The 21,777-nt window shown below is 72.5% G+C and carries 18 protein-coding genes and 2 rRNA genes; 9 read left to right on the plus strand and 11 right to left on the minus strand.

Features of this window, described 5'->3' with window-relative positions; translation table 11 throughout:
- Positions 1-13: 13 nt before the first annotated feature.
- Complete coding sequence (locus FB380_RS05120) at positions 14-1,387, minus strand: 8-oxoguanine deaminase (RefSeq protein ID WP_229681994.1); 1,374 nt, start codon at positions 1,385-1,387, stop codon at positions 14-16.
- 180 nt (positions 1,388-1,567) lie between these two features.
- Between FB380_RS05120 and helR the strand changes: the two genes are divergently transcribed.
- The 5 genes from helR to FB380_RS05145 all read left to right on the plus strand — a co-directional run bounded on the left by helR (position 1,568) and on the right by FB380_RS05145 (position 8,554).
- Positions 1,568-3,715, plus strand: coding sequence for an RNA polymerase recycling motor ATPase HelR (helR, locus tag FB380_RS05125; RefSeq protein ID WP_166754137.1), 2,148 nt, complete (start codon positions 1,568-1,570; stop codon positions 3,713-3,715).
- Positions 3,716-3,796: 81 nt separating this feature from the next.
- The gene (locus FB380_RS05130; protein WP_166754138.1) at positions 3,797-4,690 is read left to right on the plus strand and encodes an FAD binding domain-containing protein; all 894 of its coding nucleotides are present in this window, start codon (positions 3,797-3,799) and stop codon (positions 4,688-4,690) included.
- Between the two features lies 1 nt (position 4,691).
- On the plus strand, positions 4,692-5,198 hold the full coding sequence (locus tag FB380_RS05135) for a (2Fe-2S)-binding protein (RefSeq protein ID WP_166754139.1): 507 nt from the start codon (positions 4,692-4,694) through the stop codon (positions 5,196-5,198).
- Entirely contained in the window at positions 5,195-7,567 is a 2,373-nt protein-coding gene (gene pucD, locus FB380_RS05140; RefSeq protein ID WP_208382756.1) for a xanthine dehydrogenase subunit D, read from the plus strand. The genes FB380_RS05135 and pucD overlap by 4 nt, the downstream gene beginning before the upstream one ends.
- A 156-nt stretch (positions 7,568-7,723) precedes the next feature.
- Positions 7,724-8,554: a DUF4397 domain-containing protein gene (locus FB380_RS05145; RefSeq protein ID WP_166754140.1), complete on the plus strand. Its 831-nt coding sequence runs from the start codon at positions 7,724-7,726 to the stop codon at positions 8,552-8,554.
- A 192-nt stretch (positions 8,555-8,746) separates the two neighbouring features.
- Here the strand turns inward: FB380_RS05145 and alc are convergent, their stop codons facing one another.
- Positions 8,747-9,889, minus strand: a complete 1,143-nt coding sequence (gene alc, locus FB380_RS05150) for an allantoicase (RefSeq protein WP_166754141.1) — start codon at positions 9,887-9,889, stop codon at positions 8,747-8,749.
- A gap of 95 nt (positions 9,890-9,984) precedes the next feature.
- On the opposite strand from alc, the gene FB380_RS05155 reads away from it, so the two are divergent.
- A complete protein-coding gene (locus tag FB380_RS05155) occupies positions 9,985-10,146 on the plus strand; it encodes a hypothetical protein (protein ID WP_166754142.1) in 162 nt (53 codons plus the stop codon).
- Positions 10,147-10,174: 28 nt separating this feature from the next.
- Here FB380_RS05155 and allB read toward each other — a convergent pair whose 3' ends face one another.
- From allB to FB380_RS05190, 7 genes are read right to left on the minus strand one after another with little or no spacing between them, the layout of a single operon-like run.
- Positions 10,175-11,500, minus strand: a complete 1,326-nt coding sequence (gene allB, locus FB380_RS05160) for an allantoinase AllB (protein WP_166754143.1) — start codon at positions 11,498-11,500, stop codon at positions 10,175-10,177.
- A complete protein-coding gene (locus FB380_RS05165) occupies positions 11,497-12,237 on the minus strand; it encodes an urease accessory protein UreD (protein WP_166754144.1) in 741 nt (246 codons plus the stop codon). Before FB380_RS05165 ends, allB begins: the two co-directional genes overlap by 4 nt.
- Complete coding sequence (ureG, locus tag FB380_RS05170; protein WP_166754145.1) at positions 12,234-12,929, minus strand: urease accessory protein UreG; 696 nt, start codon at positions 12,927-12,929, stop codon at positions 12,234-12,236. The genes FB380_RS05165 and ureG overlap by 4 nt, the downstream gene beginning before the upstream one ends.
- 33 nt (positions 12,930-12,962) lie before the next feature.
- Positions 12,963-13,610 carry an urease accessory protein UreF gene (locus FB380_RS05175; RefSeq protein ID WP_166754146.1) on the minus strand — a complete coding sequence of 216 codons (648 nt, stop codon included), beginning with the start codon at positions 13,608-13,610 and terminating at the stop codon, positions 12,963-12,965.
- A gap of 42 nt (positions 13,611-13,652) precedes the next feature.
- Positions 13,653-15,374 carry an urease subunit alpha gene (locus tag FB380_RS05180; protein WP_166754147.1) on the minus strand — a complete coding sequence of 574 codons (1,722 nt, stop codon included), beginning with the start codon at positions 15,372-15,374 and terminating at the stop codon, positions 13,653-13,655.
- Positions 15,374-15,712: an urease subunit beta gene (locus FB380_RS05185; RefSeq protein WP_229681996.1), complete on the minus strand. Its 339-nt coding sequence runs from the start codon at positions 15,710-15,712 to the stop codon at positions 15,374-15,376. Before FB380_RS05185 ends, FB380_RS05180 begins: the two co-directional genes overlap by 1 nt.
- Positions 15,709-16,011 carry an urease subunit gamma gene (locus tag FB380_RS05190; RefSeq protein ID WP_166754148.1) on the minus strand — a complete coding sequence of 101 codons (303 nt, stop codon included), beginning with the start codon at positions 16,009-16,011 and terminating at the stop codon, positions 15,709-15,711. The genes FB380_RS05185 and FB380_RS05190 overlap by 4 nt, the downstream gene beginning before the upstream one ends.
- Before the next feature lie 157 nt (positions 16,012-16,168).
- Here FB380_RS05190 and FB380_RS05195 point away from each other — a divergent pair, with 157 nt between their 5' ends.
- The 3 genes from FB380_RS05195 to FB380_RS05205 are packed head-to-tail and all read left to right on the plus strand — an operon-like array spanning position 16,169 to position 18,146.
- Positions 16,169-16,531 (plus strand): GntR family transcriptional regulator, encoded by a 363-nt coding sequence (locus FB380_RS05195; protein ID WP_166754149.1) that lies wholly within the window; start codon positions 16,169-16,171, stop codon positions 16,529-16,531.
- Complete coding sequence (locus FB380_RS05200; protein WP_229681997.1) at positions 16,528-17,451, plus strand: ABC transporter ATP-binding protein; 924 nt, start codon at positions 16,528-16,530, stop codon at positions 17,449-17,451. Before FB380_RS05195 ends, FB380_RS05200 begins: the two co-directional genes overlap by 4 nt.
- On the plus strand, positions 17,448-18,146 hold the full coding sequence (locus tag FB380_RS05205) for an ABC transporter permease (RefSeq protein ID WP_166754150.1): 699 nt from the start codon (positions 17,448-17,450) through the stop codon (positions 18,144-18,146). Before FB380_RS05200 ends, FB380_RS05205 begins: the two co-directional genes overlap by 4 nt.
- Positions 18,147-18,323: 177 nt before the next feature.
- On the opposite strand, the gene rrf is transcribed toward FB380_RS05205, so the two are convergent.
- Positions 18,324-18,440, minus strand: a 5S ribosomal RNA gene (gene rrf, locus FB380_RS05210).
- A gap of 143 nt (positions 18,441-18,583) precedes the next feature.
- A 23S ribosomal RNA gene (locus tag FB380_RS05215) occupies positions 18,584-21,705 on the minus strand.
- Between the last annotated feature and the right edge of the window lie 72 nt (positions 21,706-21,777).

The following is a 21,777-nucleotide window of genomic DNA, read 5'->3' on the forward strand; positions in this document are numbered from 1 at the left end:
GTCCAGGCGCCGCTCAGCCGAGCGGCGCCTGGAGCCGCTGGGACACCCGCCGGTGGACGGCGAGCTGCTCGTCGAGCCCGGGGTGGAGGACGGCGCCGTCCTCGACGACGAACCGCCCCGCCACGACGGTGTCCCGCGCGGACACCGGGCCGCAGCGCAGCCACGCCTCCACCGGGTCCGACAGCGCGCCGGCGAACCGCACGCCCTCCAGCGACCAGATCGCCAGGTCCCCGCAGGCACCGACGGACAGCTGACCGATCTCGCCGGCCCGGCCCAGGCAGGCGGCGCCGCCGCGGGTGGCCATCTCCAGCGCGTCCCGGGCCGACATCGCCGCGGCGCCGTGCCGGAGCTTGCCCTGCAGCATCGCGGTGCGGGCCTCCAGCCACAGCGACGCGGAGTCCGCCGACGCGGAGCCGTCGACGCCCAGCCCGACCGGGGCGCCCACCGCCCGCAGCTCGGCGACCGGGGCCAGCCCGCTGCCCAGGACCATGTTCGACGACGGGCAGTGCGCCGCGCCGACCCGGGCCGCGCCCAGCCGGGTGACCTCGGCGGCGTCCGGCCACACCACGTGCGCCAGCCACGTCCGGTCGGTCATCCAGCCGACGTCGTCGAGGTGGTCGACCGGGCGCCGGCCGAAGGTCGCCAGGCAGAAGGCGTCCTCGTCCCGGGTCTCGGCGAGGTGGGTGTGCAGCCGGACGTCGAGGGACTCGGCGAGCTCCGCCGTCCGGCGCATGAGCGCGGGCGAGACGCTGAACGGCGAGCACGGGGCGAGCGCGATCCGGGTCATCGCGGTGGGCGACCGGTCGTGGTGGAGCTGCACCAGCCGCTGGGAGTCGGCCAGGACCTCGTCGTCGTCCTGCACGACCGAGTCCGGGGGCAAGCCGCCGTCCTTGACGGACAGCGACATCGAGCCGCGGGTGGGCGAGAACCGGACGCCGAGCTCGCGGGCCGCGGCCACCTCGGCGGAGATCAGGTCGCCGGCGCCGCGCGGGTGCACGTACAGGTGGTCGGTCGACGTCGTGCAGCCGGACAACGCCAGCTCGGCGAGCCCGACGAACGCGCTGACGTGCGCCGCCTCCTCGTCCAGCCGCGCCCACAGCGGGTACAGGGTGACCAGCCAGTCGAACAGCCCACCGCTCAGCGCGGGGGCGTAGGCGCGGGTCAGGTTCTGGTACAGGTGGTGGTGGGTGTTCACCAGCCCGGGCGTCACCAGGCAGCCACGCCCGTCGACCCGGCGGACGGCGTCGGGCTGCGGGTCGCCCGGGCCGCCGAGGGCGCTGACCACGCCGTCGGTGATCGCGACCCACCCCCCGGGCAGCTCGCGGCGGGCGTCGTCGACGGTGGCGATCAGCTCGGCGTCGCGCACGAGCAGGTCAGCGGTCTGCACCCTGCGCATCCTGCCGCCCGGTCGTGTCCGGCGTGTGTCCGGGCAGCCTCTCCCGCCAGTTCCAAGCTATAGCGCACCCGGGGGCTTGCGGCAAGCCCCCGGGGGTGCCGCAGACTCGCTGACCGCGGCTCTGACCTGCACGGATGGTCCGGCTGCGCCACCAGGGACGGAGCTGACCACGTGCCCCCGCTGACCACCACCAGCGCCTTCGACCTCCCCGACCGCCTCCTCGCCAAGGCCGACCCGGAGCTGATCGCCGCCGACGAGCAGCACTTCGCCGCCCTCGCGACCGGCCTCGCGGCGTCCATCGCCGACCTGTCCGACCGCCTCGCCGCCGAGCGCCGGGCGCCCGGCGGCACGGGTGAGGCCGCGCTGAACCGCGACCTGGAGGTGCACCGGCTCGCCACCAGGCTGCGCACGCTGCGTCGGTTCGGCCTCGACCTCTGCCTGGGCCGCATGGTCCGCGCCGACGACCCCGAGCCGGTGTACGTCGGGCGGCTCGGCCTCACCGACGGCGCGGGGAGCCGGCTGCTGGTCGACTGGCGCTCCCCCGCGGCCGAGCCGTTCTTCGGCGCCACCCACGCCGACCCGATGGGCCTGGTGAGCCGCCGCCGCTACCGCTGGACCCGCGGCCGGGTCAGCGACTGGTGGGACGAGGTGTTCACCGCCGACGGGCTCGAGGGGCACGCTGCCCTGGACGACCAGTCCGCCTTCCTCGCCGGCCTGGGCAGCAGCCGGTCGGCCCGGATGCGCGACGTGCTCGGCACCATCCAGGCCGACCAGGACGCGATCATCCGCGCGGGGTCCGCCGGCACCCTGGTCGTCGACGGCGGCCCGGGGACGGGCAAGACCGTCGTCGCCCTGCACCGTGCCGCCTACCTGCTCTGGTCCGACCCGCACGTCGACGCCGGCCGGGGCGGGGTGCTGGTGGTCGGGCCGCACCAGCCCTACCTGTCCTACGTGGCCGACGTCCTGCCCGGCCTGGGCGAGGACGGGGTGCGCACCTGCACCCTGCGGGACCTGGTGCCCGAGGGCGCCACGGCCGCGGTGGAGACCGACCCGGGGGTCGCCCGCCTCAAGGCCGGCCTGGACGTGGAGGCGGTGGTCGAGGCCGCCGTCCGGTTCTCCGAGGAGCCACCCCGGCGGGCACTGACCGTCGAGACGCCCTGGTCGGAGGTCGACCTCGGCCCCGCCGACTGGGCCGAGGCGTTCGACGCCGCCGAGCCCGGCACGCCGCACAACGAGGCGCGCGACCAGGTCTGGGAGGGCCTGCTCGCCATCCTGGGGGACGGCCACGACGACGTCCCGCCCGACCTGCTCCGGCGGTCGCTGGAGCAGGACCGGGAGCTGCGCACGGCCTTCGACCGGGCCTGGCCGGTGCTCCACGCGGCCGACGTGGTCGGTGACCTGTGGTCGGTGCCGGCCTACCTGCGCCGGTGCGCCCCCCAGCTCGGCCCCGCCGACGTCCGGGCGCTGCAGCGGGCGGACGCCCGCGCCTGGACGACGGCCGACCTGCCGTTCCTGGACGCCGCCCGGCAGCGGCTCGGCGACCCGGGCGCCTCGCGCCGCCGCCGCCGGCGCGACGCGCTCGTCGCCGCCGACCGGGCGCGGATGGCCGACGTCATCGACCGGCTGATCGAGGCCGACGACGACGGCGAGGGCCTGGTGACGAGCCTGCGCCAGCAGGACCTGCGGGACGCCCTGGTCGACGACGCCGCCCTGCCCACCGCCGAGCCGGACGCGCTGGCCGGCCCGTTCGCGCACGTGGTGGTGGACGAGGCCCAGGAGCTGACCGACGCCGAGTGGCAGATGCTGCTGCTCCGCTGCCCGTCCCGCAGCTTCACCGTCGTCGGGGACCGGGCCCAGGCGCGGCACGGGTTCACCGGGTCCTGGCCGGAGCGGCTGGCGCGGGTCGGGCTCGACCGGGTCCGCGTCGCGTCGCTGACCGTCAACTACCGGACCCCGGTGGAGGTCATGGCCGCGGCCGAGCCGGTCATCCGGGCCGTCCTGCCGGACGCCAACGTGCCGACCTCGGTCCGTCGCACCGGCGTGCCGGTCCGGTACGGGCCCGTCGCGGAACTGGACACGGTCCTGGAGAGCTGGCTCGCCGCCCACGACGAGGGGACGGCGTGCGTCGTCGGCGCTCCGTCGTCCTGGACCGGGCCCCGGGTCCGGTCGCTGACCCCGGAGCTGGTCACGGGGCTGGAGTTCGACCTCGTCGTCCTGGTCGAACCGGCGGATCCCGGCGGGGGCATCGAGGAGGCGGTCGACCGCTACGTGGCGATGACCCGGGCGACGCAGCAGCTCGTCGTCCTCACCCGGCCGTGACCGGCGCGCACTGTTCGTCATCCGCCCGTGACGAACCGGGGTTACCGTGACCGTCCCCTGCACCGGAGGTCAGACCCGACCATGGAGTTCCTGCAGCCCACCACCTGGGCCGAGGCCCTGGAGGCGAGAGCCGCCCACCCCGACGCCGTCCCGATCTGCGGCGGCACCGACGTCATGGTCGGCATCAACTTCGGGCACCTGCGGCCGGCGCAGCTGCTGGACCTGACCCGGGTCGCCGACCTGCGGGAGTGGACCACCGAGGAGCACGCGGTCCGGCTCGGCGCCGGGGTCAGCTACGCCCGGGTCATCACCGAGCTCGGCGACCGGCTGCCCGGCCTGGCGATGGCCGCCCGGACGATCGGTTCCCCGCAGATCCGCAACCGGGGCACGGTCGGCGGCAACCTGGCCACCGCCTCCCCGGCCGGCGACGCGCACCCCGCCCTGCTGGCCGCCGACGCCGTGGTCGAGGTGGCGTCGGTCCGCGGCAGCCGGCGGATCCCGGTCACCGACTTCTACACCGGCCCCAAGCGCAACGCGATGGACGCCGACGAGCTCGTCGCCGCCGTGCACATCACCCCGCCGAGCGGCCCGCAGCAGTACAGCAAGATCGGCACCCGCAACGCCATGGTCATCGCCGTCGCCGCCTTCGGCCTGGCGCTGCACCCGGACCGCCGCACGGTCGGCACCGGCATCGGGTCCGCCGCGCCCACGCCCCGCCGCGCCCCGGCCGCCGAGGAGTTCCTGGCCGGCGAGCTCGACGCCGCCGGGCTGTGGGAGTCCCGGGCCGAACTGCCGGCCGGGCTCGCCGCCCGGTTCGGTGAGCTGGTGGCCGGCAGCGCGGCACCGATCGACGACGTCCGCGGCACCGCCGGCTACCGCCTGCACGCCCTGTCGGTGATGGCCCGCCGCACGCTCACCTGGGCCTGGGCCGAGCACCGCACCGCATCCGGCAACGACTCCGCGAAGGAGGTCTGACGTGCGTCTGACCTGCACCGTCAACGGCACCGAGCAGCAGGTGGACGACGTCTGGGAGGGCGAGAGCCTGCTCTACGTGCTGCGCGAGCGGATGGGGCTGCCCGGGTCGAAGAACGCCTGCGAGCAGGGCGAGTGCGGCTCCTGCACGGTCTACCTCGACGGGCTGCCGGTGTGCGCGTGCCTGGTCGCCGCGGGGCAGGCCGAGGGCCGGGAGGTCGGCACGGTCGAGGCCCTGGCCGACGCCGACGCGCTGCACCCGGTGCAGCAGGCCTTCGTCGACGCCGGCGCCGTCCAGTGCGGCTTCTGCACCCCCGGCCTGCTGGTGGCCACCCACGACCTCATCACCCGGCACGGGCGGCCCAGCGACGCGGAGACCCGCGAGGCGCTGGCCGGCAACCTGTGCCGCTGCACCGGATACGAGAAGATCCTGGACGCCGTCCGGCTGGCCGCCGACCGGATGGCCGGCACCGCCGCCGGGGCCGGTACCGAGGCCGGAGGCGACCGATGAGCACCCCGACCCGCACCCCGACCGGTGCGCCGGCGCACCTGACCGGCTCCGGCGGCGGTGGCGGGGTGGGCGCCGACGCCGTGCGCCCCGACGGCGTCCTGAAGGTCCGCGGCGAGTTCGCCTACGGCAGCGACCTGTGGATGTCGGACATGCTCTGGGGGGTGACGCTGCGGAGCCCGCACCCCTACGCCCGCATCCGCGCCATCGACACCAGCGCCGCGGCCGCCCTGCCGGGCGTCTCCGCGGTGCTGACCGCCGACGACGTGCCCGGGGAGAAGGTCTACGGCCTGGAGCTGGCCGACCAGCCGGTGCTCGCCGTGGACGTCGTCCGCTACCAGGGCGAACCGGTCGCGCTGGTCGCCGCCGACCACCCGGACACCGCGCGGCGGGCCGCGGCGCTCATCCGGGTCGACTACGACGTGTGGGAGCCGGTCACCGACGCGCGCACCGCCCTGGGGCACCCGACCTGGAACATGGTCCACGACTCCACGCCCGAGGTCACCGAGCTGAGCCGGGAGAGCGCGCACCTGCACCCGGAGGGCAACCTGGTCCGGCACCTCAAGGTCCGCACCGGGAACCCCGAGCCCACCGCCGAGGTGGTGGTCGTCGGGGAGTACGAGGTGGGCATGCAGGACCAGGCCTTCCTGGGGCCGGAGTCCGGGCTCGCCGTCCCGGCCGAGGACGGCGGCGTCGAGCTCTACGTCGCCACCCAGTGGCTGCACGTCGACCAGCGGCAGATCTGCTCCGCCCTCGGCCTGCCGCCGGAGCAGGTCCGGCTCAGCCTGGCCGGCGTCGGCGGCGCGTTCGGCGGCCGGGAGGACCTGTCGATGCACGTGCACGCCTGCCTGCTGGCCCTGCGCACGGGCCGGCCGGTGAAGATGTCCTACAACCGCGAGGAGTCGTTCTTCGGCCACGTGCACCGGCACCCGGCCACCATGCGCTACGAGCACGGGGCGACCCGCGACGGGCAGCTGGTCTACGTCAAGGCCTCGATCTACTTCGACGGCGGCGCCTACGCCTCCAGCACGCCGGCCGTGGTGGGCAACGGCGGGACGATGGGGATCGGCCCCTACGTCGTCCCCAACGTGCACGTCGACTGCTACGGCGCGTACACGAACAACCCGCCGTGCGGGGCCATGCGCGGGTTCGGGTCGGTGCAGACCGCCTTCGCCTACGAGTCGCAGATGGACGCGCTCGCCGCCGAGCTGGGGATGGACCCGGTGGAGCTGCGCTGCCGCAACGCGATGGAGGAGGGCTCGGCCACCCCCACCGGCCAGGTGATCGACAGCCCCGCCCCGGTGGCCGAGCTGCTGCGCCGGCTGGAGGCGATGCCGATGCCGGCCCCCGCCGACCACGGCGACGTCGACCTGCGGGACATGCCCGGCGGCGTCTCCAACACCACCCACGGGGAGGGCGTGCGGCGCGGCGTCGGCTACGCCGTGGCGTACAAGAACGTCGCCTTCTCCGAGGGGTACGACGACCACTCCACCGCCCGGGTGCGCCTGGAGGTGGTCGGCGGCGAGGCGACCGCGACCGTGCACACCGCGGCGGCGGAGGTCGGCCAGGGGCTGGTCACCGTGGAACAGCAGATCGCCCGCACCGAGCTCGGCGTCGACCAGGTGACCGTGCACCCCAAGGACACCACCGTCGGCTCGGCCGGGTCCACCTCGGCGTCCCGGCAGACCTACGTCACCGGCGGGGCGGTGAAGGCCGCCTGCGAGGAGGTGCGCGGGCAGGTGCTCGCCCGGGCGGAGCAGCTGGTGGGACGGACCGTTCCCGACCTGCGGCTGGCCGGTGGCCTCGTGGTGTCCGACGCGGAGGGCATCGCCGTCCCGCTGGTCGACGTGCTCGGCGACGACGTGCTGGAGGAGACGCTGGAGTGGCGGCACCGCCCCACCGAGGCGATCGACCCGGAGACCGGCCAGGGGTTCGCGCACGTGCAGTACGCCTTCTCCGCCCACCGCGCCGTCGTCGACGTCGACACCGAGCTCGGGCTGGTCAAGGTGGTCGAGATGGCCTGCACCCAGGACGTCGGCAAGGCGATCAACCCGCAGGCGGTGGTCGGCCAGATCCAGGGCGGCACCGCGCAGGGCCTCGGGCTGGCGGTGATGGAGGAGATCCTCATCAAGGACGGCAAGGTGCGGAACCCGTCGTTCACCGACTACCTGATCCCGACCATCCTGGACATGCCGCCGATGCGCATCGAGGTCCTCGAGTACGCCGACCCGCACGCCCCCTACGGCCTGCGCGGGGTCGGCGAGGCGCCCAACATCTCCTCCGGCCCCGCGGTGCTGGCCGCCATCCGCGCCGCGACCGGCCTCCCGCTGACCCGGGTGCCGGTGCGGCCGGAGCACCTCACGGGGACCTGACCGGGGACGAGCGGCCGGCGACACGCCGGGGTCGGGGGCCTCTCCTCCGGCCGCTGACCTGCACCGATGCGGTCCGCAACACGATCGTCATGCGTCCGTCCGGGGCCGCTGGGCACCCGGACGGGCGCAGACCTGTCCCCGGCGGAAGGAACGATCATGCGCAGGACCCGAACGCTCACCCTGGTCACCGGCACGGCCGGAGCCCTGGTCGTGGGCGCCGGCGCCGCACCGGCGCTGGCCGCGGAGGCCGACCCCGCGACCGACGTCGCCACGGTGACCGTCCTGCACGCCATCCCGGACGTGCCGGTGGACGTCTACGCCAACGGCGAGGAGCTGATCGCCGACTTCGAGCCGGGGACGCTGACCGACCCGTTGACGCTGCCGGTCGGCGACTACGACCTGGAGATCTTCCCGGTGGACGCCGACCCGCTCGCCGACGAGCCGACCGCCGAGCTGGCCGACGTGGCGCTCACCCCCGGCCTGGACGCCACCGTCACCGCGTTCCTCGCCGAGGACGGCACCCCGACGCTGGTGCCGTTCGTCAACGACGTCTCCGTCGTCCCGGCGGGGCAGTCCCGTCTGGTGGTGCGGCACGTCGCGGCGGCACCGGCGGTCGACGTCCGGGCCGACGGGGTGCCGGTCGTGACCGGGCTGGCGAACCCGGACGAGGAGGTCCTCGTCGTCGACCCCGCCGTGGTCAGCGCGGACGCGGCGCTGACCGGGACCGACACGGTCGCCGTCGAGCCGGTCGACCTGGACCTGGCCGAGGGCACCACGACCACCGTGTACGCCTACGGCTCCGAGGACGCCGGCTACCAGTTCGCCACCCAGACCACCTCGGGCACCGCCTCGGCACCCAGTGGTGTCCCGGGCGGCGACGCCGGGCTGGCCGACGACGAGCTGCCGCTGCCGCTGGTCGCGGTCTCGATGGCCGGGCTGGCGGCCGCTGCCGTGGCCGGTCGTCGACTGGTCACCAGCCGCTCCTGACCGGCCGGCGCCCCGGGACCGCTGCCGGGGCGCCACGCCACCGCCGTCGCCCGGGGCTCCCCCAGCGGATCGGCGGACATGGCATCGGGACGGCCCGCCGGGACCCACGGCGGGCCGTCCCAGCCGTGCCACGCCCGGACCGTCGGCACCACGGGGCGCGCCCCGGGGGAGCCGGCGCCCCGCCCCGGGACCTCAGGCCAGGCCGTCGACCAGCCCCCGGACCGCGGGCGGCAGGTCACCGGACAGCGGACGGCCGCCGACGACCCGGCCCGCCTCGGCGGGCTCGACGCCGAGGGAGCCCAGCACCTCCAGCGCCGGGACGTCGGGCAGCGCGTCGAACCAGCGACGGCCCAACGCCGCGCGCCCGGCGGTGGTCGGCCGGCCCCACAGCCGCAGCCGGGCCATCCCGCCGTCGGGGAAGACGTCCAGCCGCACGCTGCTGACCCCGGCGTCCCCGTCGAGCACGAACCGGTGCCGGGTGTCCGGCTGCAGCCGGGTGCGCGGCAGCAGCACGACCTCCGCACCGTCGGCGGTGCGGCCGGTGAGCGACGCCTTCCCCGGGGCGTTGCCGAGGAACCACGAGGTGTCCAGCTCGGCGAGGGTCACCACGCCCTCGCAGGCCAGCTCGACGTCGACCCAGTCGTTGCCCGGACCGCGGCGGCGGGCGTTCTCCCAGCCCTCGCCCATCGACCGGGCCGTCCCCTGGCCGATCAGCTGGTGCGGGCTGCCGTAGTGGGCGTTGCTCACCCCCGTGACCCGCCCGCCGTTCTCCAGGGCGGCCAGGTCGAACGGGCCGGCGTCGACCAGCCGCGGGTCGACGACGACCGTGCCGTGCACCCGCAGCCGGGCCACCCCGCCGTCGGGGTGGATGGCCAGCCGCACGTGCGTGTACCGCCGGTCGGAGTCGACGGCGAAGGCGTTGGCGGTGTCCCCGGCGAGGTCGACGAGCGGCAGCAAGGGCTGCCAGTCCGCGCGCGCCAGCTCCTCCACCGACGGGTGCCCCTCGACCGCGGCGCCCTCCAGCGAGGCCTGCGACGGGTAGTTGCCGGTGAAGAACGCGGTGTCGACGACGACGCCGGCCACGACCCCCGGCGCGCCGAGCCGCACGATCGCCCAGTCGTGCCCGGGGCTGCGCCGGCGCCGGGTCTCCCAGCCGTCGTACTCCTTGCCCTTGTGCCCGAACTCGGTGCGCGGCACGGCCGGGTGCGGCAGCACCAGGTTCTCCCGGGCGGCGAAGAACTCGTCGTTCGCCGCGACGACGGCGCCGCCGAGGTCGCGGCGGGCGAGGTCGGGGAGGGCGAGGAAGGCGGGCTCGGGAGCGGCGGGGCCGGTCATCGGTCTCCAGACGGATCGAGGTGGGCGCGGGTCACTGTGGCACGGCGGGGGTAGGGCGTGGACGACCTGACCGGAGCGACCACCCAGGAGGACCCGTGACCAGCCCTGACGACGACCTGAAGGCCCGCGCCCAGCAGCACGTCGAGCAGCTCCCCGCCGAGACGGCCCTCGGCAACGCCGACCCCGCCGGCGGCGTCCAGGACGACCCGCAGGTGCTCGACGACGCCGCCCGCGAGGAGGGCGAGCAGCGCAGCTGACCCACCGGGGTGGACCGGCGCGGCCGGTTCACCGCTCCCCTCTGCTCAGCAACCGGCCGAGGGCAGCACCCCCGTCGACCAGCGGCTGCCCGCGCAGCCAGGTGCGGCGGACCACCCCGGTGAGCTCCCGGCCCGCGTAGGGCGTCACCGGGTTGCGGTGGTGCAGCTGGGCCACCCGCCAGGGCTCGTCGGGGGCGAACGCCACCAGGTCGGCGTCCCTGCCCACCGCGATCGCACCCTTGCCGGGGAGCCCGGCCAGCTGCGCCGGCGCGGCCGACATCCACCGGACGACGTCGCCGAGCCCGTACCCGCGCGCCCGGGCCCCGCTCCACACCACCGGCAGGGTCACCTGCAGCCCGGCGATGCCGCCCCAGGCCAGGGCGAAGTCGCCGACGTCCAGCCGCTTGAGCTCCGGCGTGCACGGCGAGTGGTCGCTGACCACCAGGTCGACGTCCCCGTCGGCCAGCGCCTGCCAGAGCGCCTCCCGGTGCCCGGCCTCCCGGATCGGCGGGCAGCACTTGAACGCGGTGTCGCCGTCGGGCACCTCCTCGGCGCTGAAGGTCAGGTAGTGCGGGCAGGTCTCGACGGTGATCCGCACCCCGTCGGCCCGGGCGGCGCGCAGCATCGGCAGCGCCCCGGCATCGGCCAGGTGGACGACGTGCACCCGGGCACCGGTGTCCCGGGCCGCGGCGATGAGCCGGCCGATCGCCGTCTCCTCCGCAGCACCCGGCCGGGAGGCGAGGAAGTCGGCGTAGCGCCGCCCACCCGGCTGCGGGGCGGCGGTGATGACGTCCTCGTCCTCGCAGTGCGCGATGAGCAGGCCGTCGACCGCGGCGAGCTCGGTGAGCGCGGCCCGCAGGCCGGCGTCGTCCAGCGGGGGGAACTCCGGCACGCCGGAGTCGAGCAGGAAGCACTTCACGCCCACCGCGCCGGCGTCGAGCAGCCGCGGCAGCTCCTCGGCGTTGCCGGGGACGGCGCCACCCCAGAAGGCGACGTCCACGCTGACCTGCCCCTCGGCCACCGCGCGTTTCACGTGCAACGCCGGCACGTCGACGGTGGGCGGGATCGAGTTCAGCGGCATGTCGACGATCGTGGTGATCCCGCCGGCCGCCGCCGCCCGGGTCGCCGAGGCGAACCCCTCCCACTCGGTGCGCCCCGGCTCGTTGACGTGCACGTGGCTGTCGACCAGCCCCGGCAGCAGCACCTCGTCGTCGGCGAGGGTGACCACCGTGCCGTCGACCTCGTCGAAGCCGGTGACGGCGACGACGACGCCGTCCTGCACGTGCACCGCGGCCGGTCGCTCCCCGTCGGGCAGCACCACCCGCTGCGCCCGGACGACCAGCGACCCGTTCACCGCGCCACCTCCACCAGCTCGTCGGCGACCGCGGGGGTGACCGCAGCCAGCCCCGCCACCGCCTCGTGCAATTCCTCGGCCCAGGCCGTGCCCACCCAGCCGCCGGGCAGCGGCAGCCGGACGGCGTCCACCCCGGTCGCCACCTCGGGCCGCGGGTCGCTGATCCCCACCGTGGAGCCGATCGACACCGTGGAGACGTAGGCCCGGGGGGCGACCGGCGGCAGCCAGGCCGGCGCCCCGGGGCCGAGACCGACCGTGGTCTGCAGCAACGGCCGGCCGTCCCGCTCGACCCGGGTGGTGCCCGTCCAGCGCCCGGGCTCCTCGCCCGTCCGGCCGAGCAGCACCTGCTCCGTGGCGGTCAGCTCGCCGCCCTCGGCCAGCTGCGCGTGCAGCTCGGCCCGGTGGTCGGCCCGCGCGGTGACCACCGTCGGCTCCGGCGCCAGGTGCAGCACGCCCGCGACCTCCGCGCGGACCACCTGCCGGGACGGCGGGGACTCCCCGCGGGCCGGCAGCACGACGGCCGCGGCGACCGAGTGGACGCTGAGCCGGGCGCCGGACTCCACCACCAGCCGGATCTCCGCGTCGTCCCCGCCCAGCGGGCCGAACGCCGTCGCGACCAGGTGCACGGAGGCGGGGCCGGTGCGCCGCACGGCCAGCTGGCCGCTGGCGCGCACGACCGGCAGGACCGTGCGCCCACGCGCGTCGCAGCGGGCGACCACCTCCACGCGCGTCCTCACGGCGCCGTCTGCAACGCCCTCGCGCGCACCTGCTCCCGCACCCACTCGGCCACCTCGGTGGCCGCCGGGTCCTCGCGCAGCGAGATCAGCAGCGTGGGCTTGTCGCCCCGGACGGCGTCGGAGTCGCGGCGCATCACGCCCAGGTCGGCCCCGACCAGCGGCGCGAGGTCGGTCTTGTTGACCACCAGGAGGTCCGAGGCGGTCACCCCCGGGCCGCCCTTGCGCGGCACCTTGTCCCCGCCGGCGACGTCGACCACGAACACCTGGACGTCGACCAGCCCGTAGCTGAACGACGCGGTCAGGTTGTCCCCGCCGGACTCGACGAAGACCAGCTCCAGGCCGGGGTGCCGGGACTCCAGCAGCTCTACCGCGTCGAGGTTGGCGGTGATGTCGTCGCGGATCGCGGTGTGCGGGCAGCAGCCGGTCTGCACCGCCTCGATCCGGTCGTCGGGGAGCACGGCGTTGCGGCGCAGGAAGTCGGCGTCCTCGGTCGTGTAGATGTCGTTGGTGACGACGGCGAGGTCGTACTCGGTGCCCAGCGTGCGGCACAGCGCGGCGGCCAGGGCGGTCTTCCCCGAGCCGACCGGGCCGCCGAGGCCGACCCGCAGCGGGCCGTGCCCTCCTCCCGGGGAGTGCCGGTGCTCCGGGGTGTACGGGTCCACGTAGTCGTCGATCCGGTGGTCAGGTGGCATGTGCACTCCCAGTGAGGGTGATGGGGCCAGTGGTCATGAGGCGAAGAAGCGGTCCGCGCGGGCCGCGTGCACCTCGGCGAGCAGGTCCAGGAGCGGGTCGGTGGCGGCGGGCAGGCCCGACGTCGACGCGTCGGCGACCTGGTCGACCTCCGGGGCCAGCCGGGCGGTCACCGCGGCCACGGTGATCGGGTCCATCGCCAGCAACCGCTGCGCGGCGGTCGCCGGCCCGCTGATCGAGAGGTACGCCGCGGCGTGCGCGGCGTCCCGCGGGGTCAGGCCACCGGTCGCCGCGGCGACCCCGAGCGCCAGCGGGTGGTGCGGCTGCCCCGGCAGCGCCGCCCAGGCCGGGTGCGGCCAGGCGCGGCTGCCGACCCGGACCAGGCCGCGCCCCTGCTGCCGGGAGGCCGCGCGCAGCGCCGGGGAGGGGGTGCGGGCGTCGGCCTCCGCGTCCAGCGCGCCGAGCGCGGTCACCGGGTCGGCGGCGTCCACCGCCCGGCACGCGGCCGCGGCGAGCCCCGCGGCGACGGCGCCCGAGGTGGCCAGCCGCCGGCGGAGGAAGACCGCCAGCGAGCCGGGGTCGGTGAGCACCCCGGCCGTGATCGCCTGTTCCACGCCGCCGGAGTGGGTGTGCCCTCCGGCGGGCAGCCGCGAGTCGGCGAGGGTGAGCAGCGCCGCCGTCATCGGGAGCCGGCCATCGGGAGAGCCGTCATCGGGAGCCGGCCATCAGAAGAGGAAGTAGCGCTGGGCCATGGGCAGCTCGCGCACCGGGTCGGGCTCCCAGACCTCGCCGTCCACCGAGACCGTGAAGGTGTCCGGGTCGACGCGGATCTCCGGCAGCGCGGTGTTCTCCGGCATGTCCGCCTTCCCCAGCCGGGTGGTGTCGGTGACCGCCACCAGCCGCCGGTCGACCTCGAGCCGATCGGCCAGCCCGGCCTCCAGCGCGGCCGGGGCGACGAAGTGCACCGACGTCTGCGCCGGCACCCGGCCGTACGCGCCGAACATCGGCCGCGGCAGCACCGGCTGCGGGGTGGGGATCGACGCGTTCGCATCCCCCATCTGGCCCCAGGCGATCATCCCGCCCTTGAGCACGACGTGCGGCCGGACGCCGAAGGTCCCCGGGTCCCAGAGCACCAGGTCGGCGAGCTTGCCCGGCTCCACCGACCCGACCTCGCCGTCGATGCCGTGCGCCACCGCGGGGCAGATCGTGTACTTGGCGACGTACCGGCGGGCCCGCAGGTTGTCCGCCGCCCCGTCGCCGGCCAGCGAACCGCGGCGGCGCTTCATCACGTGCGCGGTCTGCCAGGTGCGCATCACGACCTCGCCGACCCGGCCCATCGCCTGCGCGTCGGAGCCGATCATCGAGATGGCGCCGAGGTCGTGCAGCAGGTCCTCGGCGGCGATCGTCGTCGGCCGGATCCGGCTCTCCGCGAACGCCAGGTCCTCGGGCACGGAGCTGTCCAGGTGGTGGCAGACCATGAGCATGTCGAGGTGCTCGTCGAGGGTGTTCACGGTGTGCGGCCGGGTGGGGTTCGTGCTGCTCGGCAGCACGTTGGGGTGCCCGGCGACGGTGATGATGTCCGGTGCGTGGCCGCCCCCGGCACCCTCGGTGTGGTACGCGTGGATGCTCCGGCCGGCGATCGCGGCCAGGGTGTCCTCAACGAACCCGGCCTCGTTGAGGGTGTCGGAGTGCAGCGCGACCGGGACGCCGTTGCGCCCGGCGACGGTGAGCGCGGCGTCGATCGCGGCCGGCGTGGAGCCCCAGTCCTCGTGCAGCTTGAACCCGCTGGCACCGGCCCGCAGCTGCTCCTCCAGCGAGTCGACCGAGACGGTGTTGCCCTTGCCGAGCAGCGCGACGTTGACCGGCATCCCGTCCATCGCCTCGAGCATCCGGGCCAGGTACCAGTCGCCGGGGGTGATCGTGGTGGCCTTGGAGCCCTCGGCCGGCCCGGTGCCGCCGCCGATCATCGTGGTGATGCCCGAGCCGATCGCCGTCGGCACGATCTGCGGGCAGATGAAGTGCACGTGGCAGTCGATGCCGCCGGCGGTGAGGACCTTGCCGTTGCCGGCGAGCACCTCCGTGCCGGGACCGATGACCAGGTCGGGGTGGACGCCGTCCATCGTGTCGGGGTTGCCGGCCTTGCCCAGTGCCACGATCCGGCCGTCCCGGACGCCGACGTCGGCCTTGACGACGCCCCAGTGGTCCAGCACGACCGCGCCGGTGATCACCAGGTCGGGCGCGCCCTCGGCTCGGGTCGCCCGCCCCTGCCCCATCGACTCGCGGATGACCTTGCCGCCGCCGAACACCGCCTCCTCACCGGCCAGCCCGGGGCCACCGCAGCGGTCCTCGGTGACCTCGATGAGCAGGTCGGTGTCGGCCAGCCGGATCCGGTCGCCGACCGTGGGGCCGTACAGCTGGGCGTACCGCTCGCGGGACAACTGCACCATCAGCCGAGTCCACCTTCCGACGTGAGACCCGGGACGACGCGCGCGCCGGCCAGCGGGACGAGGGTGACCGTGCGCCGGATGCCCGGCTCGAACCGGACGGCCGTGCCGGCGGCGATGTCCAGCCGGTGGCCGTGGGCAGCGTCCCGGTCGAACTCCAACGCCCGGTTGGCCTGGGCGAAGTGGAAGTGCGAGCCGACCTGGACCGGCCGGTCGCCGCTGTTGTGCACCGCCAGCTCGACCCGCGGCACGCCGGGGAGCGTCTCGATGACGCCCTCGGCGGGGATGACCTCGCCGGGGACCACGGGCTGCACCCGGCAGTCGCGCTCGCCGGCGCTCACGGGATGGGTTGGTGGACGGTCACCAGCTTCGTCCCGTCCGGGAAGGTCGCCTCCACCTGCACCTCCTCCAGCAGCTCGGGGACGCCGTCCATCACGTCGTCCCGGGTCAGCACGGTGCGGCCGGACTGCATCAGGTCGGTGACCAGCTCGCCGTCCCGGGCGCCCTCAAGCACGTGGTCGGTGACGATCGCGGTGGCCTCGGGGAGGTTCAGCTTGAGGCCCCGGGCCTGACGGCGGCGGGCGAGCTCGGCGGCGTAGCTGAGCATCAGCCGCTCCTGCTCGTGCGGGGACAGCAACACGGGCGTCGTCCTCCTGACGTCGGCGGGCCGGCGGAGTCAGGAACGTAACCGGCCCGTGTGACGGTCACGTTGCCGGCACTTGTGCGACATGCGCCGCGAGTTCTATGGTTCATTACATGAGTAACGAACCAGCGCACTCGACTGGGCGTGGGCCGGGGTGAACGAGGACGCCGGCCCCATCTTCCGGCAGATCGCGACCCAGCTCGCGGACGCGATCGTCGACGGCTCCCTCGCCGAGGAGAGCCAGGCGCCCTCGTCCAACGAGCTGGCCGCCTTCCACCGCATCAACCCCGCGACCGCAGCCAAGGGCCTGAACCAGCTGGTGACCGACGGGGTCCTCTACAAGAGACGAGGAGTCGGGATGTTCGTCGCCACCGGCGCTCGCGAGCAGCTGCTCAAGCGGCGCCGCAGCGAGTTCGCCGAGCAGTACCTCACGCCCCTGCTGGCCGAGGCCGACAAGGTCGGCATCAGCGTCGCCGAGATCGTCCAGCTGCTGCGCGAGCGGGGAGGCCGGTCGTGACCGCCGCCGCCACGCTCGAGGGCGTCACCATGCGCTTCCGCGGCCACACCGCACTGACCGACGTCTCCACCTCGGTGCGGGCGGACACGATCACCGGCCTGCTGGGCCGGAACGGTGCCGGGAAGACCACGCTCATGCAGCTGCTCACCGGCCACCGCGTGCCCACCGCGGGCCGGGTGACCGTGCTCGGGGCGGCGCCGTACGAGAACGACGGCGTGCTCAGTCGCATGTGCTTCATCAAGGAGGGTCAGCGGTACCCGGACCACTTCCGGGTCTGCGACGCCGTCTCCGCGGCCGCCCACCTGTACCCGCACTGGGACCAGTCGCTCGCCGACCAGTTACTCGCCGACTTCGACCTCCCCCGCAAGCGGCCGATCAAGAAGCTGTCCCGGGGCATGAACTCGGCGGTCGGCATCGTCCTGGGCCTGGCCTCGCGAGCGCCGGTCACCCTGTTCGACGAGCCCTACCTGGGCCTGGACGCCGTCGCACGGCAGCTGTTCTACGACCGGCTGCTGGCCGACTACGCCGAGCACCCCCGCACGATCCTGCTCTCCACGCACCTCATCGAGGAGATCAGCGACCTGCTGGAGCACGTGCTGCTCATCGACCGTGGCCGGCTCCTGCTCGACGCGGACGCGGAGACGCTCCGGGCCACGGCGCTGACGGTCTCCGGCCCGGCCGCGCAGGTGAGCACCTTCGGCGCCGCCCACGACGTGCTGCAGCACGAGTCGATCGCCGGGCAGGCCCGGGCCGTGGTCCGGACCAGGGCGGCGACCGCCCGGCAGGACGCCGCCGCCCTCGGCCTGACCGTGGAACAGACCTCGATCCAACGACTGGTGGTCGCCATGAGCCTCGCCGCTGCCCAGCCCCCCGCCCCGTCGACCGCCGACCACGCCGCACTGCAGGGAGCCCCCCGATGAACCGCGTCCTCGGCGCCGCCCGCCTCCAGCTCATCAACCCACTGGCGTCCATCGGCATCGCCTGGGCCATCGTCGCACTCGCCTTCGCCGTGAACCTGGCGGTCTGGGGCCTGGGCGACGTGGACGCCGCCGCGGGCGGCGCGACCACCGGAGGCCTGGCGGCCCTGTACATCACGGTGCTGATCACCTTCATCCAAGCGGTGACGATGGTGTTCCCCCTGGCGATGGGGCTCAGCCTCAGCCGGCGGGTCTTCTACCTGGGGACGGCGCTGGTCGCCGTCGTCCAGGCGGTCGTCTACGGCGTCGTCCTGACCGGGCTGACCGCGGTCGAGAACGCCACTGCCGGCTGGGGAGTCGGGCTCGAGTTCTGGGCTCCCGGGCCCGTGGACGTCGGGAACCCGGCCCTGCAGGTCGCTGTCTTCGCCGTCCCGATGGCCGCGTGCGCCTTCGCCGGCATCGGTCTGGGCGTGCTGTTCAAGCGCTGGGGGACGACGGGCGTCTACGCGCTCACAGCCGCCCTCATCGTCGGCATCGGCGCAGTCGTCCTGCTGCTCACCTGGCGCCGGGCATGGGGGGACATGTGGGCATGGCTGGCCGATCGCTCGGTCGAGTTCTTCGCGCTCGGCTTCCCCGCGGTCGCCCTGCTCGCGCTCGCTGCGCTCGGGTACCTGGGGCTCCGACGCGCGGTCCCCTGACCACCCCCGACCCCGACGGCCGGACGCCCAGAGGGCGCCGGCCGTTCGGCGTCTCCTGAGGCGAATAGCTCCACTGACGATTCGGTGCCCCCACCTGGGGACTCACCGATTCCAGCTCGACCCAGAAATGCAGGAACGGGGCCACAGCCGTAGCTGTGACCCCGTCCTGGGAGTTATGTCCGGCGGCGTCCTACTCTCCCACCCGGTCCCCCGGGCAGTACCATCGGCGCTGAAAGGCTTAGCTTCCGGGTTCGGAATGAGACCGGGCGTTTCCCTTTCGCCATGACCGCCGTAACACTGTGAAGATGTACCCCGCACCCATTCATCCGCCGGTGGGGGCGGAGCTGGGTGCTGAAGGGGCTGGAACACGGGGTTCCATACCTTCAGAGCTGCACAGTGGACGCGGCATTCATCTTGCTAATGGGCTGGATGAGTATGTGGTCAAGCCCTCGGCCTATTAGTACCGGTCAGCTCCACGACTTGCGCCGCTTCCACTTCCGGCCTATCAACCCGCTGGTCTGGGCGGGGGCCTTACCCGGTTGACCCGGTGAGAGACCTCATCTCGAAGCGAGCTTCCCGCTTAGATGCTTTCAGCGGTTATCCCTGCCGAACGTAGCCAACCAGCAGTGCTCCTGGCGGAACAACTGGCACACCAGAGGTTCGTCCGTCCCGGTCCTCTCGTACTAGGGACAGCTCTTCTCAAGTCTCTTACGCGCGCGGCGGATAGGGACCGAACTGTCTCACGACGTTCTAAACCCAGCTCGCGTGCCGCTTTAATGGGCGAACAGCCCAACCCTTGGGACCTACTCCAGCCCCAGGATGCGACGAGCCGACATCGAGGTGCCAAACCATCCCGTCGATATGGACTCTTGGGGAAGATCAGCCTGTTATCCCCGGGGTACCTTTTATCCGTTGAGCGACACCGCTTCCACATGCCGGTGCCGGGTCACTAGTCCCAGCTTTCGCTCCTGCTCGACCCGTCGGTCTCGCAGTCAAGCTCCCTTGTGCACTTGCACTCGACACCTGATTGCCAACCAGGCTGAGGGAACCTTTGGGCGCCTCCGTTACATTTTGGGAGGCAACCGCCCCAGTTAAACTACCCACCTGACACTGTCCCTGATCCGGATCACGGACCGAGGTTAGACATCCAATTCGACCAGAGTGGTATTTCAACGATGACTCCACGAACACTGGCGTGCCCGCTTCACAGTCTCCCACCTATCCTACACAAGCCGAACCGAACACCAATATCAAGCTATAGTGAAGGTCCCGGGGTCTTTCCGTCCTGCCGCGCGTAACGAGCATCTTTACTCGTAGTGCAATTTCGCCGAGCCTGTGGTTGAGACAGCTGAGAAGTCGTTACGCCATTCGTGCAGGTCGGAACTTACCCGACAAGGAATTTCGCTACCTTAGGATGGTTATAGTTACCACCGCCGTTTACTGGCGCTTGAGTTCTGAGCTTCGCCTTGCGGCTAACCCGTCCCCTTAACGTTCCAGCACCGGGCAGGCGTCAGTCCGTATACATCGTCTTTCGACTTCGCACGGACCTGTGTTTTTAGTAAACAGTCGCTTCTCACTGGTCTCTGCGGCCACCCACCGCTGCCCCGCGCAAGGCGGTTCACAGCAGATGGCCCCCCTTCTCCCGAAGTTACGGGGGCATTTTGCCGAGTTCCTTAACCACAGTTCGCTCGATCGCCTTGGTATTCTCTACCTGACCACCTGAGTTGGTTTGGGGTACGGGCCGCTAAGAACTCGCTAGAGGCTTTTCTCGGCAGCATAGGATCATCCAATTCGCCTCAATCGGCTATGCATCGGGCCTCACCCTGGATGCGATGCGGATTTACCTACATCGCGGGCCACACCCTTGCACCGGTACTACCACTCACCGGTAGGACTACCTTCCTGCGTCACCCCATCGCTTGCCTACTACCAGTCCAGGTCCCGCGCTCCCCCGGATCAGACCCGAAGGTCAGTCACCGGCTTTGGGCGGTTAGTATCGCTGGGTTCAGCATGGGCGTTCTTTCGCGGGTACGGGAATATCAACCCGTTGTCCATCGACTACGCCTGTCGGCCTCGCCTTAGGTCCCGACTCACCCTGGGCGGATTAGCCTGGCCCAGGAACCCTTGGTCATCCGGCGGGGGAGTTTCTCACTCCCCTTTCGCTACTCATGCCTGCATTCTCACTCGTGTGGCGTCCACGGCTGGATCACTCCGCCGCTTCCACCGCCACACGACGCTCCCCTACCCATCCACACACCTGGCCGCCACCCCGAAGGGAGACGACGGGCTCGTGTGAATGCCACAGCTTCGGCGGTGTGCTTGAGCCCCGCTACATTGTCGGCGCGGAACCACTTGACCAGTGAGCTATTACGCACTCTTTCAAGGGTGGCTGCTTCTAAGCCAACCTCCTGGTTGTCACTGCGACTCCACATCCTTTTCCACTTAGCACACGCTTAGGGGCCTTAGCTGATGATCTGGGCTGTTTCCCTCTCGACTACGAACCTTATCGCCCGCAGTCTCACTGCCACGCTCTCACTTACCGGCATTCGGAGTTTGGTTGATTTCAGTAACCTTGTGGGGCCCCTAGACCATCCAGTGCTCTACCTCCGGCAAGAAACACGTGACGCTGCACCTAAATGCATTTCGGGGAGAACCAGCTATCACCGAGTTTGATTGGCCTTTCACCCCTACCCACAGCTCATCCCCTCAGTTTTCAACCTAAGTGGGTTCGGTCCTCCACGCGGTCTTACCCGCGCTTCAACCTGGCCATGGGTAGATCACTCGGCTTCGGGTCTAGAGCACGCGACTGGAATCGCCCTGTTCGGACTCGCTTTCGCTACGGCTACCCCACACGGGTTAACCTCGCCACGTACCGCTAACTCGCAGGCTCATTCTTCAAAAGGCACGCAATCACCCCTGCCCCGAAGGACATAAGGCTCTCACGGCTTGTAGGCACACGGTTTCAGGTACTATTTCACTCCCCTCCCGGGGTACTTTTCACCTTTCCCTCACGGTACTTGTCCGCTATCGGTCACCAGGGAGTATTTAGGCTTAGCGGGTGGTCCCGCCAGATTCACACCGAATTTCACGGGCTCGGTGCTACTTGGGATACGACTCGGGAGGCCATGAGTTTTCGTGTACGGGGCTCTCACCCTCTACGGCGACCCCTTCCAGAGGCCTTCCACTAACCCATGACTTTCTGACTCCCTGACAGTTCGGCAGAACCATCTGAGTCGTCCCACGACCCCGACCACACAACGCCTGCCGGCTTGGCATGCGATCGGTTTAGCCTCATCCGCTTTCGCTCGCCACTACTCACGGAATCACGGTTGTTTTCTCTTCCTGTGGGTACTGAGATGTTTCACTTCCCCACGTTCCCTCCACACGCCCTATGTGTTCAGGCGCGGGTCACACCACATGACTGGTGCGGGGTTCCCCCATTCGGAAATCCTCGGATCAACGCTCGGTTGACAGCTCCCCGAGGCTTATCGCAGCCTCCTACGTCCTTCATCGGCTCCTGGTGCCCAGGCATCCACCGTGTGCCCTTAACAACTTGACCACACACAACACCCACGCCCACCCACCACAACCACACCCCCACCCCGGGCGAACCCAGGGAAGACGAGGAGCG

The sequence above is a fragment of the Modestobacter marinus genome, assembly GCF_011758655.1.
Classification (GTDB): domain Bacteria; phylum Actinomycetota; class Actinomycetes; order Mycobacteriales; family Geodermatophilaceae; genus Modestobacter; species Modestobacter marinus.

Bases quoted from the DNA above. Each gene is read 5' to 3' on its own strand.
- FB380_RS05205 (WP_166754150.1), top strand. From the start codon at position 17,448: ATGAACCGCGTCCTCGGCGCCGCCCGCCTCCAGCTCATCAACCCACTG.
- FB380_RS05180 (WP_166754147.1), bottom strand. From the start codon at position 15,374: ATGGTGCAGTTGTCCCGCGAGCGGTACGCCCAGCTGTACGGCCCCACG.
- pucD (WP_208382756.1), top strand. From the start codon at position 5,195: ATGAGCACCCCGACCCGCACCCCGACCGGTGCGCCGGCGCACCTGACC.
- FB380_RS05145 (WP_166754140.1), top strand. From the start codon at position 7,724: ATGCGCAGGACCCGAACGCTCACCCTGGTCACCGGCACGGCCGGAGCC.
- ureG (WP_166754145.1), bottom strand. From the start codon at position 12,929: ATGCCACCTGACCACCGGATCGACGACTACGTGGACCCGTACACCCCG.
- FB380_RS05175 (WP_166754146.1), bottom strand. From the start codon at position 13,610: ATGACGGCGGCGCTGCTCACCCTCGCCGACTCGCGGCTGCCCGCCGGA.
- alc (WP_166754141.1), bottom strand. From the start codon at position 9,889: ATGACCGGCCCCGCCGCTCCCGAGCCCGCCTTCCTCGCCCTCCCCGAC.
- FB380_RS05130 (WP_166754138.1), top strand. From the start codon at position 3,797: ATGGAGTTCCTGCAGCCCACCACCTGGGCCGAGGCCCTGGAGGCGAGA.